The 14715-nt window shown below is 65.2% G+C and carries 12 protein-coding genes; 7 read left to right on the top strand and 5 right to left on the bottom strand.

Annotated elements, in window-relative coordinates; all coding sequences use genetic code 11:
- Positions 1 to 45: 45 nt before the first annotated feature.
- The 4 genes from ACEQXE_RS08245 to ACEQXE_RS08230 are packed head-to-tail and all read right to left on the bottom strand — an operon-like array spanning position 46 to position 3803.
- Positions 46 to 789, bottom strand: coding sequence for a sulfite exporter TauE/SafE family protein (locus ACEQXE_RS08245; protein WP_370178408.1), 744 nt, complete (start codon positions 787 to 789; stop codon positions 46 to 48).
- A 6-nt stretch (positions 790 to 795) separates the two neighbouring features.
- The gene (locus tag ACEQXE_RS08240; RefSeq protein ID WP_370178407.1) at positions 796 to 1233 is read right to left on the bottom strand and encodes an acetyltransferase; all 438 of its coding nucleotides are present in this window, start codon (positions 1231 to 1233) and stop codon (positions 796 to 798) included.
- Positions 1230 to 3239, bottom strand: a complete 2010-nt coding sequence (gene thrS / locus ACEQXE_RS08235) for a threonine--tRNA ligase (RefSeq protein WP_370178406.1) — start codon at positions 3237 to 3239, stop codon at positions 1230 to 1232. Before thrS ends, ACEQXE_RS08240 begins: the two co-directional genes overlap by 4 nt.
- Positions 3240 to 3296: 57 nt before the next feature.
- The gene (locus ACEQXE_RS08230) at positions 3297 to 3803 is read right to left on the bottom strand and encodes a hypothetical protein (protein ID WP_370178405.1); all 507 of its coding nucleotides are present in this window, start codon (positions 3801 to 3803) and stop codon (positions 3297 to 3299) included.
- Between the two features lie 297 nt (positions 3804 to 4100).
- Here ACEQXE_RS08230 and ACEQXE_RS08225 point away from each other — a divergent pair, with 297 nt between their 5' ends.
- From ACEQXE_RS08225 to ACEQXE_RS08210, 4 genes are read left to right on the top strand one after another with little or no spacing between them, the layout of a single operon-like run.
- Positions 4101 to 4262: a hypothetical protein gene (locus tag ACEQXE_RS08225; RefSeq protein ID WP_370178404.1), complete on the top strand. Its 162-nt coding sequence runs from the start codon at positions 4101 to 4103 to the stop codon at positions 4260 to 4262.
- Positions 4259 to 4873, top strand: coding sequence for a hypothetical protein (locus ACEQXE_RS08220; protein ID WP_370178403.1), 615 nt, complete (start codon positions 4259 to 4261; stop codon positions 4871 to 4873). The genes ACEQXE_RS08225 and ACEQXE_RS08220 overlap by 4 nt, the downstream gene beginning before the upstream one ends.
- Entirely contained in the window at positions 4863 to 5060 is a 198-nt protein-coding gene (locus tag ACEQXE_RS08215) for a helix-turn-helix transcriptional regulator (RefSeq protein WP_370178402.1), read from the top strand. Before ACEQXE_RS08220 ends, ACEQXE_RS08215 begins: the two co-directional genes overlap by 11 nt.
- 4 nt (positions 5061 to 5064) lie before the next feature.
- Positions 5065 to 5985, top strand: a complete 921-nt coding sequence (locus ACEQXE_RS08210; protein ID WP_370178401.1) for an alpha/beta fold hydrolase — start codon at positions 5065 to 5067, stop codon at positions 5983 to 5985.
- 3 nt (positions 5986 to 5988) lie between these two features.
- On the opposite strand, the gene ACEQXE_RS08205 is transcribed toward ACEQXE_RS08210, so the two are convergent.
- Positions 5989 to 7668 (bottom strand): alkaline phosphatase, encoded by a 1680-nt coding sequence (locus tag ACEQXE_RS08205; RefSeq protein WP_370178400.1) that lies wholly within the window; start codon positions 7666 to 7668, stop codon positions 5989 to 5991.
- Positions 7669 to 7912: 244 nt separating this feature from the next.
- Here ACEQXE_RS08205 and ACEQXE_RS08200 point away from each other — a divergent pair, with 244 nt between their 5' ends.
- The 3 genes from ACEQXE_RS08200 to ACEQXE_RS08190 all read left to right on the top strand — a co-directional run bounded on the left by ACEQXE_RS08200 (position 7913) and on the right by ACEQXE_RS08190 (position 14698).
- Positions 7913 to 8653 (top strand): alpha/beta hydrolase, encoded by a 741-nt coding sequence (locus tag ACEQXE_RS08200; RefSeq protein ID WP_370178399.1) that lies wholly within the window; start codon positions 7913 to 7915, stop codon positions 8651 to 8653.
- A gap of 96 nt (positions 8654 to 8749) precedes the next feature.
- Entirely contained in the window at positions 8750 to 13444 is a 4695-nt protein-coding gene (locus ACEQXE_RS08195) for an NAD-glutamate dehydrogenase (protein ID WP_370178398.1), read from the top strand.
- A 24-nt stretch (positions 13445 to 13468) separates the two neighbouring features.
- On the top strand, positions 13469 to 14698 hold the full coding sequence (locus ACEQXE_RS08190) for an NAD(P)/FAD-dependent oxidoreductase (RefSeq protein ID WP_370178397.1): 1230 nt from the start codon (positions 13469 to 13471) through the stop codon (positions 14696 to 14698).
- The last annotated feature ends 17 nt before the right edge of the window (positions 14699 to 14715 follow it).

Here is a 14715-nt window from a genome sequence, read left to right as displayed (position 1 = left end):
GCCCTGATCGTGGCCGAGCGCTTCCTGCCCTTCGCGTGAGCCCGCTCAGAGCAGCTTGACCAGCGCCGCCAACGCGGCCGCACCCAGCACCAGCCCGACGAAGATCCGCCACGTGCGGTCGGATACGCGACCGTCCGCCTTGCGCCCTAGCCATGTCCCGAAGATGACCACCGGCAGCAGCATCGCGCCGAGCAGCGCAAGCCGCCAGTGCATTTCGCCTATCGCAATCCCCGAACCGATCCCGATCATCGCGGCGAAGGTGAAGATCAGGATCATCGAGCTCTTGGCCATCTGCCGCGGGATCGCCCGCCCGACATAGTAGGGCACGACCGGTGGCCCGGGCATGCCCGCAAAGCCGGTCAGGAGGCCGCTGGCAGCGCCGGTGAGGCCTGTTGTCACCAGGCCGGGCTGCTCTGGCTCGCGTACGGGAAACAGCATGGCCGCAAAGGCGGAGAGTGCCACCAGCGCGATCAGCAGGCGGGCGAGGTCGGGCGGTGTTGCCGCGAGCAGCATCAGGCCGGGCAAGGTAGTCAGGAACACCAGGCCGATGATCGTCCACGCGCTTTTCTCTGCCTCGCGCAGCAGGCGCGGCAACTCGGTTCCGCCGATCAGCAGCGCGACGACGTTGGTGGTCAGCACCGCTTCCACCGGGCTGAGCGCGAGCGCGAGCACGGGGACGAGGATGATGGCCAAGCCGAACCCCGCCAGCCCGCGCACGAAGCTGGCAACCAGCCCCGTCGCCAGCGCGACGGCTAGCTGGAGAAGGGTGAAACCGGCGAACAGTTCCATTTTATCTCAGTTCGAACCTGGATGGCGGAAGTGTAACAATGGGTATGGACGACCTTCCCGATCCAAAGGCGAGCGTCCTATCTGTTCGAAGCCGAGAGCACGATAGAATGGTGCAGCATTGTCTGCCTGCTCGTTGGCGTCGGCGCGCGCATTGAGCTCGATCGCAAGGGCGTGCCGTACAAGCATCGTGCCGATGCCTTCCCCATGGCGATCAGGATCGACGAACAGCGCTTCGATCATCTCGCCATCCATCACCATGAAGCCGGTAGCCGTTCCTTCGCACTCGGCAATCCACATGGGAGATTGCGGCAGGAACTCCCTTACTTGCGCGTCGATTGCTGATCGATCTTCCGGCGCAAGGAAGCCATGCGTCGCGTCAACGGCGGCACGCCAGATGGCAACCACACGTGAGCCATCCTCAGGGCGACCTTTGCGAACGATCATCGCAGATCAGGCGGGGTGGCGGCGCCGGTGAGCATCATAATCGCCTCATCGAGGCTCATCACGCGCTGGTCCTTCTCGCCCAGCGTTCGCACTGCGACCGTGCCTTCCTCGGCCTCGCGCTTGCCCACCACAAGCAGGTGCGGGACCTTGGCCAGCGAGTGCTCGCGCACCTTGTAGTTGATCTTCTCGTTCCGCAGATCGCTGGTCACGCGGATGCCCGCTGCCTCCAGCTTCGCGACTGCTTCCTTCGCATAATCGTCCGCTTCGGAAACGATTGTGGCGACGACGGCCTGCACCGGAGCGAGCCATACGGGCAAGCGGCCCGCGAAATGTTCGATCAGGATACCGATGAAGCGCTCATAGGAACCGAAGATCGCGCGGTGGAGCATCACCGGGCGGTGCTTCTCGCCATCTTCGCCGATATAACTCGCATCGAGCCGCTCGGGCAGCACGCGGTCGCCCTGGATCGTACCGACCTGCCAGGTGCGTCCGATGGCATCGGTCAGATGCCATTCCAGCTTGGGCGCGTAGAACGCGCCTTCGCCGGGCAGTTCCTCCCAGCCGAACTCCTCGTTCATCATGCCGGCTTCGTCGACCGCATCGCGCAGTTCCTGCTCGGCGCGATCCCAGTCGGCATCCGAGCCGAGCCGCTTTTCTGGCCGCAGCGCCAGCTTGATCTCGTAGGTAAAGCCGAAGTCCTTGTAGACGCTGTCCGCCAGCTTGCAGAAGGCGCGGACCTCCTCGACCACCTGCGCCTCGGTGCAGAAGATGTGCGCATCGTCCTGCGTGAACTGGCGCACGCGCATCAGCCCGTGGAGCGCGCCGTGCGGCTCGTTGCGGTGGCAGCAACCCATCTCGCCCAGCCGGATTGGCAGGTCGCGATAGGAGGTGATGCCCTGCTTGAAGACGAGCACGTGCGCCGGGCAGTTCATCGGCTTCATTGCCATCCAGTCGGCATCGGGGGCGACCTTGGGTGCCGCCACGCCTTCTTCCGCTTCGACATCTGGCACGATGTCGGGCACCGCGAACATGTTCTCCGCGTACTTGCCCCAGTGGCCGGACTGCGCCCACTGGCGCACGTCCATCAGCTGCGGTGTCTTGATCTCGCGATAACCCGCACCGTCCATCTTGCGGCGCATATAGGCTTCCAACTCGCGCCAGATGCGATAGCCCTTGGGGTGCCAGAAGACCGAACCGTGCGCCTCTTCCTGCAAGTGGAACAGGTCCATCTCGCGGCCCAGCTTGCGGTGATCGCGCTTGGCCGCCTCTTCCAGCCGCAACAGGTGCGCGTTGAGCTGCTTCTTGTTGAGCCAGCCGGTGCCGTAGATACGCGTCAGCTGCGCATTCTTCTGGTCGCCGCGCCAGTAAGCACCCGCCACGCGCATGAGCTTGAACGCCTGCGGGTCGAGCTTGCCGGTGGAGGCAAGGTGCGGTCCGCGACACATGTCGAGCCAGTCCTCACCGCTCCAGTAGACCGTCAGCTCTTCATTCTCGGGCAGTTCGCGCGCCCATTCGGCCTTGAAGGTCTCGCCCTCGGCTTCCCACTTGTCGATCAGCTGCTGGCGGCTCCAGACCTCGCGCTTGAGCGGTTTGTCCGCCCTGATTATCCGCCGCATCTCTTCCTCGATTGCGGGCAGGTCGTCCATGCTGAAGGGGTCGCGGCTGTCGGGCGCCTTCACATCGTAGTAAAAGCCGTCGTCGGTCGCCGGACCGAAGGTGATCTGCGTGCCGGGCCACAGGCTCTGCACCGCTTCCGCCAGCACATGCGCGAAATCGTGGCGCGCGAGTTCCAGCGCATCTTCCTCGTCGCGCGAGGTGACCAGCGCCAGTTCGCTGTCGCATTCGAAGGGGCGGTTTATATCGCGCAGCTCTCCGTTCACGCGCGCGGCGAGCGCGGCCTTGGCGAGGCCGGGGCCGATCGCGGCGGCGACATCGGCCGGGCTCGATCCCGGTTCCATCTCGCGCACCGATCCATCGGGCAGGCTGATCTTGAGCAATTCGGTCATGGGCTCGAAATTCCGTAAGCGTAAATCTGACAGGGGCTATGCCTTCGGGGCGCTTCCCTAGGCAAGTGGGCCGAGGCCGCAAGCGTTTCTGACCAGCGCGAGGTCTTCTTCGACCATGCTATCTGCCTTCCCGGCCAGGTTGGCTTCGACAAATTCGGCCAGCGCGCGGGCATCGGCAAGGGCGTTGTGAGGTACCTCGCTGGCGCTCGCAGTGTCGAAGCCGGGCAGGTGCAACAGCAGGCAGGCATACTGGAAAGGGTCGTTCCGCTTGCCGTGTCCGCGCAGCAGCATGGTGTTGAAATGCACCAGATCCTCGGGCCAGTCGGCAATGAGGACATGCGGACCGGAATCCTTGCGCAGGAACTTCTGCAGCTTCTTGACCGCGCGCATGCGGTCGACCGGCTCCTGATCGAAGTGCGGCACAACGTGCTCGCTCACCCATGGCACGATCAACTCGTGCGCGTGGAGCACCTCGTAGAAGGACGCTCCATCCTCGCGCACCAGCGCCATGCTGAGCAGCTGCCCGCCGGTGCCGTTGAATTCGGTGTCTATGTAGTAGCGCATTCCTGCTTTCCCGTTGCGCCGCCAGACTGGTGCAGGTTCGGGGAAGCCGGCGCATCGCCACCCGAACCCGGGTGGCGACGATCGCGTGTCAGGACACGACCATCCGCCCCCGGTTTCCCGAGGTCGTGGTGGACGTAGTCGTGGCGATGCTGTGAGCCATGCGGCGAATATAGGCCCCAAACCCGCAAGGTCCAGTGAGATATGTGACAAGGGCGCTTTCACTTATGGAAAGGGTAGTTGACAACGTCCCAAGGATGTGACAAGTGTGCTTTCCATAGAAGAAAGGAAGCTTGTCACATGCCCAAAATCTCTCCCTACATCTGGGGCTCGGTGGTCATCTCGGTCGCCCTGCTCAACATCGTCGATATGCTGCCCGACTGGGCGACATTCGCCGCGATCCTCACCCTGCCCTTCATGGCGGCCAGCAATGGCGCACGCTGCCGGAGGGCCAAGTCGTGAACCGCGCGGCTACGCAATCCGGCCGCCCCGGCCTGTGGGGCGGTCTGATGATCGGTACGGCGGCGGCGATCCTTGGCCTGAAATCGGCCGGGGCGATCAACTCGACCACCTCGCTGCTGCTGGCACTGGTCCCGCTCGCGCTGATGTTCGTCTTCGTGCGCTCTTCCATGCGCGCGCGCTCCGGTACGTGTTCGTCCAACGCAAGCCGGGCGGCAAAACGCTACACGCTCGGCATCCTGGCGACCTCGATCGCCTACATGCTGGGCCTTGGGATCGCGATCTGGACGTGGCGCAATCTCGATCCGTCGGTCGGCCTGACGTGGTTCCTCGCGATGCTGCCGATCGTCCCGATCTTCGGAATGATCTACGTCATGGGCCGCTACATCGTCGAAGAGCAGGACGAGTACCAGCGCCACCGTGCGATCATGGCATCGCTGGTCGGGCTGGGCTTCGTGCTCGCCATCGGCAGCTTCTGGGGATTCCTGGAGACTTTCGAACTGGTGCCGCATGTCCCTGGCTGGTGGTCGGTGCCCATCTGGGCGGTTGGCATGGGCGTGGGGCAGGCCATGCAGAGCATGGGTCTGCGCGGCGGACAGTCCGATGAAGAATAGGCTCAAGGTCCTGCGCGCCGAGCGCAACTGGAGCCAGCAGGCCCTTGCCGACGAACTGGGCGTCAGCCGCCAGAGCGTCAATGCGATCGAGACCGGCCGCTACGACCCCTCGCTCCCCCTCGCCTTCCAGATCGCCGAGGTCTTCGGCCTCGCGATCGAGGACATCTTCTCTCGCGAACAGGATTGATCCCATGAAAACCCTGCTTGTCACTGCCGCAGCGCTCGCCGCCATAACCACTCCCATTGCCGCTCTCGCCCTCAACGAAGCCCAACCTGCTGCCGTTGCCCATACCCAGGCACCTGCACGCTTCAGCGTCGAGATGGTGGGCGAGGGCTCGCACGATGCGATCCTGATCCCCGGCCTGCTCTCTCCGCGCAGCGTGTGGGACGGTCAGATCGAGACGCTGACCAGGGCAGGCTACCGGGTCCACCTGGTGCAGGTGAACGGCTTCGGCGGCACTGACGCTGGCGCGAACAGCGAAGGCCCGGTGCTGCCCCACCTCGTGCACGGGATCGCAGCCTATATCGAGGCCAACGGGCTGACCGATGCAAAGGTGATCGGCCACTCGATGGGCGGGTTCACCGCACTCAACCTCGCGCTCGACCGGCCCGAACTCGTCGACGAGATCATGATCGTCGATTCGCTGCCCTTCTTCTCCGTCCTGATGGGAATGGAGACGATCGAAGCGGCCAGGCCCCAGGCGGCCCAGATGCGCTCCATGATGGTTGCGCAGGCCGCGATGGACCTGCCGCCGCCCGATTGCGACGCGCCCTCCATGCAGGCGCAGGGCATGGCCAAGACCCCGGAAGCGCAGTGCAAGGTCGACCAGTACAGCGCCAGTGCCGACCTGAGAGTGGGCGGCAACCTGATGTACGACATCATGACGACCGACCTGCGCCCGCGCCTGGGCGATCTCAAGGTGCCGGTGACGATGCTTTACCCGGTCGATCCGCCTGCCGTTACCGCACAGATGGCGAAGGGCATCTACCCGGTCCAGTATGCCGACGCGCCCGATGTCACCTTCGTGCCCGTCCAGGGCGCGCGGCACTTCATCATGCTCGACCAGCCGGACGCGATGAACGCCGCGCTTGGCGCCTTCCTGACCGACTAGGACCTACCCCGTGGCGAGCGCGCCCGAACCCAGCGCGCTCGCCATCGTGTGAGTCCCGGCCAGCGCTGGGCTGCGCTGACGAATCCCCGAAACGAAACGCCACTCGCAGCTTGCGGCCGAGGGCGTGAGTTCGAGCGCCATGTAGCCTCGCTGCGAGGTATCCGCCCATTGCAGCTGCGGATTGGCATCGACCAGTGCGCGCTCCAGCAGGGCTGGCGGCACCTGCGAGAGGTAGCTTTCGAAACCCGGCGAGGTGACCGAGCACACGCCGAACTCGACACCCACATTTGCGCCATCCTGCGCAAGGTCGAATGCCCAGCCATTATGCGTATCGCCTGCGAGCGCGATCAGGTTGGCATTGGCGGCAAGCGCGGCATCGAACACCCGCTTACGCGCGGCAGGATAGCCGTCCCACGCATCCATGTTGAACGGAATGCCGACCGACGAGGCCATGGCGCTTGCCGTCAGTCGCTGGCGCAGTGCCTCCGGCGTGTTCGCGGGCAAGGCACCCGCCAGCGCGGTGGGCGTGTTGAGGTTACCCATCAGCACCTGCTGGACCAGCACCTGCCAGCGCGTTCCGCCGCGCGTCGAAGCCTTGAGCCCATCGGCAAGCCATGCTTCCTGCGCCGCGCCCATCAGCTGGCGCGAGGGATCGGCCCAAGCGCCATCACGGAAGGCAGCGAGCGCGGCCATCATCTCGTCCGGAGTGGATTTGCCCGCCAGCACTGTCGCAATATCGAGCTGCTCCGATCGCGCGGTCAGCCGTGTTTCGAGCCGGAACAGCGTGGCGAGGTCACCCACCTGGTACGCCTTCCACGGGTCGTCCGACACCGGCAGCCATTCGCGGTAAGCGCGCAGCGAGGCCCGTGTGCGTGCATCCCACGTGCCTTCTGTTTCGGGCTGGTGGTTCTCCGCGCCGCCCTGCCAGCTGTCATTCGCAGTCTCGTGATCGTCGGGAATGAGGATCATGGGATAGAGCTGGGTCAGGCGCTGCAGGTCCGGGTCCGACCGGTAGGTGGCATGGCGCGCCCGATAATCGGCCAATTGCACGATTTCGCTTTGCGGATGCAGCACCCGGCCCGGTGCGATGCCGTCGATATCGGGATAGGTACCGACACCATGCTCGTAGTAATAGTCGCCCAAGTGCAGCAACAGGTCGAGATCGTTCGCCTCCGCCGCGTGCGCATAGGCGTTGAAATAGCCCCAATTGTAGTTCGAGCATGAGAACACGCCCATCCGAAACCGGCTGGTCGGCCCCTGCGGCAGCGTGCGCGTACGGCCAATGACGGAGTTCGTGCCATCGGGAGCCATGAACCGGTAATAGTACCAGGTATGGGGTTCGAGCCCGGCGACCTCGGCCTTCACGCACCAGTCCCGTTCGGGCGAGGCGATCGTCTCGCCTTCTGCCACCACGCGGGTGAATTCGGCGCTGTCGCTCATCTGCCAAGCCAGCTTCGCCTCGCTGGCGGCGACATAGCGCGTCCACAGCAAAATGCCGTCATGGCTCGGTTCGCCGCTCGCGACGCCGTGGGTGAAGCCCTTCGCGCCGATTTGCGCCGACAGGGGCATGGCCGCAAGCCCTGCCCCCAATGCGCCCCCGGCCAGCAGCGTTCGCCGATCGAGACTGAGCGCAGAGCGGTTGCGGGTTTCGGTGGCGGGCGGCGGCGCGAGGAGGTTCGACATAGCCAATGCCTATACCGTGTCCGTGAAAGAACTGCGACGCTGCAAATCACACGATCCCTGACACACCTGACACAGTATTATGGAGCGAAAAAGCGACCTCCCGCAAAACCCACCGAAAACGGCAGAAGTGCAGGCGCGCGAAGAGGTCATGGCGATCATCCCGCATGGCATAGCGTGTGGGCGAGAAGTAGGAAAATCGCACGCCCGTGGACTTGGCTTGCCGCGCAACCTAACCCTTCTCGCGATGACCGATTATTTCGCAATGCCCGACGGACGCCGGATCGCCTTTCGCCACGCTGCGAAGGCCGACGGAGCGACGACAATCGTGTTCCTGCCCGGTTACATGTCCGACATGGCCGGATCGAAAGCGACCGCGCTGTTCGACTGGGCGCAGGATAACGGGCGCGCCTGCCTGCTACTCGACTATTCGGGCTGCGGAGAATCCGATGGCGAGTTCGCCGATGGCACGCTGTCGCGCTGGCGGGACGAAGTGCTCGCGCTGATCGAAGCGAAGGTCGATGGTCCCGTGCTTCTGATCGGATCGTCGATGGGCGGCTGGCTGATGCTGCTGGTCGCGCTGGAGCTGGGGAGCAGGCTGGCCGGGATGATCGGCATCGCCAGCGCTCCCGATTTTACGGACTGGGGCTATACGCCTGAGCAAAAGGCCGTGCTCGGGCGCGGGGAAACGCTGTTCGAAGACAATCCCTACGGGCCGGAGCCCACGCCGACGCACGCCGCTTTCTGGGCCGATGCGCAGGAAAACCGGCTGCTCGGCTCCCCCATCGCCATAGGCTGCCCGGTCACCCTGCTGCACGGGCAGGCGGATGCGGACGTGCCGTGGAACATCAGCATGCGGCTGGGCGAAAGCCTCGTCTCGCCGAACGTGCTGATCCAGTTGACGAAAGACGGCGATCACCGTCTTTCGCGCCCGGAAGACATCGAACGGCTGCTCGCCGCCGTGGTGGCGCTGCAACCCGTCTCATGATCGGTGCCGTCATCCTTGCAGCGGCCTGCGCGACCTTCTAACGGCGCGGGGTAACGAGGCGTTGCCGTAACGGCGCCGAAGGGAGACAGGATCTATATGGCAGGCGGCCAAAATCAGTCCGAAGCCGAATTGCTCGCACAGCTGACCACGCGCATCCGCGAGTCGCTGCTTCCGGTCGACCAGCCCTTCGACAAGGGCGAACTGGAAGACGCTGCCTCGCTGGTCCTCGATACCGCCAGTCACCGGCCCGATGGCGAGCCGAGGATCGCGATCCGGGAAAGCGATACTGGCCGCCGCAAGCTGCGGATCGCACTGATCAACGAGGACATGCCGTTCCTGGTCGATTCGGTGTCGGCCCAGATCGCCGATTTCGGACTTGCTATCGATCGCCTCGTCCACCCGGTCGTGCGCGTCGTGCGCGACGACGAGGGCCAGTTGAAGGGCCTGCCGGGGAAAGACAGCGACGCGGCCCGCGAGTCGATGATCTATCTCGAAACCGAGCATGCAGAACCCGCTGCTCGCGATGAGCTGGAGCAGGAACTGCGCACGACCTTGGCCGACGTGCGCATGGCGGTGACCGACTGGCCTGCGATGCGCAGGGCGATGCAGGCCGATGGCCATGCGCTGGCCGACAAGGAAGGGGCAGCCCTGCTCGAATGGCTGAGCGGCGGCATGCTGACGCAGCTGGGCCATCTCGTGCGTCACCGCGATGGCACCGAAGAGAACGCGCTGGGCATCTGCCGGTCGAGCGCGCGCCAGATTCTGGCCGAGCAATCCTACGATCGCGCCTTTGCGTGGTTCGACAATCCCGAAAACGCGCACGCGCGCATGCCCCTGATCGTCAAGGCCAACCGCGTTTCCAACGTCCACCGGCGCGTCCCGCTCGACCTGTTCCTCGTCCCCCGCAAGGACGAGGCGGGGAACACCGTGGCCATCTCGGTCCACGCAGGCATCTGGACCAGTGCCGCGCTCGCCACCGATCCTTATGCCGTGCCGCGCCTGCGGCGCCAGCTGACCGAACTGATGGACGAACTGGATTTCGATCCCAACGGGCACGCGGGCAAGGCGCTGGTCCACGCGCTCACCGCGCTGCCGCACGATCTGGTGATCGGTTTCCGCGACGAAGACGTGCGTCGGGTCGCGACCACAACGATGAGCCTGACCGACCGGCCGCGCCCGCGCCTTGCGCTGGTCGAAGCGCCGCTAGCGCGGCACCTGTTCGCCTTCGTCTGGCTGCCGCGCGATACCATGTCGACCGAAGTGCGCCGCCAGATCCAGGGGCTGCTGGAAGAAAGCACCGGCTCGACCCTGCTCGACTGGAGCCTCGAGATCGAAGGCGGGGCGCTCGCCCTGCTGCGCTTCGTGCTGGATTTTCGCGAAAGCCGCACCCGCTATAGCGAGGAAGACCTGGAAACCCGCGTGCAGGAAATGCTGCGCGTGTGGCACGAGGCGGTCGAGACAGAGCTTGGCAAGCAGGTCGATGCGGACCTCGCCTCCACGCTGGCGCGTCGCTATGCCGACAATTTCCCGGCCTTTTACCGCGCATCGAACGGTGCGGGCGAGGCATCGCTCGACATCCTGCGGATGCGCGAACTCGCCAGCCATTCGCACGACGGGGATGCGGAGCGCGCTCAGCGGGATGTACGCCTGCGGCATACCGAGTCCGAGCATGGCGGCAACCTGCGGCTGAAGATCTACCAGCACGAGGGCAACCTCGCACTGTCCGAAGCGGTGCCCGCGCTGGAGAATTTCGGTCTCAAGACGATCAGTGAAATCCCCGCGCCGCTGGCCGAGGGCACGCTCGGCACGATCCACGATTTCCATTGCGACCTTGGCCCAGGGGTGGAACCGGAGGACCTGCTGGAACGCGCGCCCGAGATCGAGAGCGCGATTGCAGGCGTGCTGAACGGGCATGCCGAGGATGACAGTTTCAACCGGCTGGTGCTGCAGGTGGGGCTCGACGCGCGCGAGGCGGAGTGGCTGCGCTCGATCTATCGCTACCTGCGCCAGACCGGGATGGGCTTCACCATCTACACCGTGGTCGATGCGCTGGCCCGCGCGCCGCAGGTGACCCGCGGGTTGATCGACCTGTTCGTGGCGCGGCACGATCCCGCCTTCGAGGGCGACCGGGACCGGGCAGAGCAAGACGCGCAGGATGCGATCAAGAACGGGCTGCAGCAGGTCGCCGCGATCAACGACGACCGGCTGCTGCGGCTCTATCGCAGCGTCATCGAGGCGATGTTGCGCACCAACGCCTTCGCCCTGAATCCCGACATTGCGCTGTCGTACAAGTTCGAGTCCTCGCTGGTTCCCGGCCTGCCCAAGCCGATCCCGTTCCGCGAGATCTTCGTCTATTCGCGGCGGGTGGAAGGCATCCACCTGCGCTCCGGCCCGGTCGCGCGCGGCGGCCTGCGCTGGTCCGACCGGCGCGACGACTTTCGCACCGAAGTGCTCGGCCTGATGAAGGCGCAGCGCGTCAAGAACGCCGTCATCGTGCCGACCGGCGCCAAGGGCGGCTTCTATCCCAAGCAGTTGCCCGATCCCGCGCTGGACCGCGATGCATGGTTTGCCGAAGGCAAGGCGAGCTACCAGGTCTTCATCCGCAGCCTGCTGTCGATCACCGACAACATCGTGGACGACAACGTGGTCCACCCCGAAGGCGTGCGCATCCTCGACAACCCGGATCCCTATTTCGTGGTTGCCGCGGACAAGGGCACGGCCAGCTTCTCCGACGTGGCCAACGCCATTGCCGAGAGCGAGGACTTCTGGCTCGACGATGCCTTCGCCAGCGGCGGCAGCAATGGCTACGACCACAAGGCCATGGGCATCACCGCGCGCGGCGCGTGGGTGTCCGTCCAGCGGCACTTCCGCGAAATGGGCGTGGACGTGCAGACCCAGCCGACCAAGGTGGTGGGCTGCGGCGACATGTCGGGCGACGTGTTCGGCAACGGCATGCTGCTGTCCAAGGCGATCAGGCTGGTCGCCGCGTTCGACCACCGGCACATCTTCATCGATCCCGATCCCGATCCGGCGAAAAGCTGGGAGGAGCGCAAGCGCCTGTTCGACCTGCCGCGTTCGAGCTGGGACGATTACGACAAGAAGCTCATTTCGAAGGGTGGCGGGGTTTTCCCGCGCACCGAAAAATCCATCTCGCTGTCCAAGGAAGCGCGCAATGCGCTGGGCTTTGACCAGGACACCGTCGATCCCGAAACGCTCATCTCGGCCGTGCTCAAGGCCCCGGCCGACCTGCTGTGGTTCGGCGGTATCGGCACCTATGTGAAGGCCGAGCGGGAGAATAATATCCAGGTCGGCGATCCCGCTAACGACGCGCTGCGCGTCAATGGCGAGGACTTGCGCGTCAAGGTAATCGGCGAAGGCGCCAATCTGGGCCTGACACAGGCCGGACGGATCGAGTTCGCCCTTAATGGCGGGCGGCTCAACACCGATTTCATCGACAACTCGGCAGGTGTCGACTGCTCGGACAACGAGGTCAATATCAAGATCGCGCTGGCCGCAGCCCGGCGAGGCGACCTGCTGACCGAGGAAGAGCGCAACACGCTCCTCGCCTCGATGACGGACGAAGTCGCCGAGATCGTGCTGGAAGATAACCGGCTGCAGGCGCTCGCCATCTCCATTGCCGAGCAGGGCGGCGATGCGGCCACCGCATCGACCGTCCGCCTGATCGAGACGCTGGAAGAAGCAGGCATGCTCGATCGGCGAACCGAAGGGATCGGCGACAACGAGACCTTCACGCGCCGCGCGGGCGAAGGCATCGGGCTGACCCGGCCCGAACTGGCCGTGCTGCTTTCGAGCAGCAAGCTGACCTTGCAGGATGCCATCGAGGCAAGCGGGCTGACGCGCGACCCGACGCTGGAAAGCACGCTGTTCCACTATTTCCCGGCTCCGCTGCGCGAGAAATATGCCGAACAGATCGAGCAGCACCGCCTTCGCAACGAGATCATCGCGACCGATCTGGCCAACCGGATCGTCAACCGGATGGGCATGGTCCACCCGTTCGAACTGGCCGAAGAGGAAGGCGTGGGCCTACACGAAGTGGCCAGTGCCTTTGTCGCGGCAGACCGCCTGCTCGACATCCAGAATATCTGGAACGAGCTGGATGCCAGCGAGATGCCCGAGAAGATCAGGCTGAAACTGTTCGACCGGGTGGCCACCGCGATGCGCATCCAGATGGCCGATGCGATCCGCGTTTGCGGCAGCACGCCGCCGAGCGAAATCGTCGCCGAACTGCGTCCCGCGCTCGACGCCCTGAAAGAGAGCACGGTCGATCTGCTGGGCTCCGAAACGCGGCAGCGTTCCGCCCGCATGCGTGCCGAGTTCGCCAAGGCAGGCGCCCCGGCAGACATCGCCGCACAGGTCGCGCACCTGTTCGATCTGGATGGCGGGATCGGCATTGCCAGCCTCTCCAGCGATCTCGCGATCGAACCGCGCAGCATGGCAAAGGCATTCACCGACTTGGGCAGCAAGCTGGGGCTCGACTGGGCGCAGGGCACGGCAGCGCTGATGTCCCCCTCCGATGTCTGGGATCGCCTGCTGGTCGCCGGGCTCGCCCGCGATTTCCAGCAGATGCGGCTCGTATTCCTGCGCCGTGTATGCGAGCAGGGCGGCGGATCGTGCGAGCCTTGCGCCAAGGTCGGCGAGTGGGTTGCGGCGCACGAACCGGCTGTGAAGCAGTTCCGCGCAATGGTCCGCCGGGCGCAGGCGCAGAACCCCGTCTCACCCGCCACGCTGGCGCAGATCGCCAGCCAGGCGCGCAACCTGCTTGCGCGATAGGGAAATCGCGATGAGGCCTGGCCAATGAGTTTTGCTGATGTCCTGATCGTGGGGGGTGGCCACGGCGGCGCGCAGGCTGCGCTGGCGCTGAGGCAACGCGGCTTCGAAGGCCGGATCGTGATCGCCACGCGCGAGGGATACCAGCCTTACGAGCGCCCGCCGCTTTCCAAGGATTACCTCGCCGGAGCGCGGCCGCTGGAGAAAATGTACATCCGGCCCGAAAGCTTCTGGTCGGATCGCAAGGTCGAAATTCGCACCCGCACCCCGGTGGTGGCGATCGCGCCGCAACTGCGCAGCGCCGAGCTGAGCGATGGCAGCCGGATCGATTACCACTCGCTGATCTGGGCGGCAGGCGGCGACCCGCGCAGGCTCCCCTGTTCCGGGGCGGACCTGAACGGTGTCCACTCGATCCGCACGCTGGGCGATGTCGACCGCATACGCGCGCAGCTGGACGGCGGGGTGAAGCGGGTCGCGGTGATCGGCGGCGGATATATCGGGCTGGAGGCCGCGGCCGTGTTCCGCTCACTCGGCCTGCCGGTTACCGTCATCGAACGGCTCGACCGGGTCTTGAGCAGGGTCACAGGAGAGGCCCTGTCCGGCTTTTACGAAGCGGAACATCGCAGGCAGGGTGTCGATCTGTTGCTGGGCCATGAGGTCGACGCGCTGCTGGGCGATGAAGACGGGCAGGTTCGCGCCGTATCGCTCGCCGATGGCGGCGAGATCGAGGCCGATCTGGTGATCGTGGGCATCGGCATCGTGCCGGCGGTCGGCCCGCTGCTGGCAGCAGGCGCGGCGGGCACCAACGGGGTCGACGTGGACGAGCTGTGCCGCACCAGCCTCGACGATACCTATGCGATCGGCGACTGCGCGGCGCATGCCAACCCTTATGCCGACAATGCCGTGATTCGGCTGGAATCGGTGCAGAACGCAACCGACATGGCCAACACGGTCGCCAAGCACATCACCGGTGAGCGCGAGCCCTACAATACGATCCCCTGGTTCTGGTCGAACCAGTACGACCTGCGCCTGCAAACGGTCGGCTTCTCGACCGAGGATGACGAGGTTGTCGTTAGAGGCGATCCGGACAGCCGCAGCTTCTCCATCGTATACCTGCGCGAAGGACGCGTGGCGGCGCTCGACTGCGTCAACATGACCCGCGACTATGCGCAGGGACGGCGGCTGATCGAGGCGCGCAGCGAGCCCGACCGCGACGCGCTTGCCGATCCGGAAGTGGCGCTGAAGAGTTTGCTGTGACCCCGCTCCGTTCGTGT

Source organism: Alteriqipengyuania sp. (genome assembly GCF_964222115.1).
Taxonomy (GTDB): domain Bacteria; phylum Pseudomonadota; class Alphaproteobacteria; order Sphingomonadales; family Sphingomonadaceae; genus Alteriqipengyuania.
The sequence above is the reverse complement of the archived record's forward strand: the minus strand, read 5'-3'. Positions and strand labels throughout refer to the sequence as shown.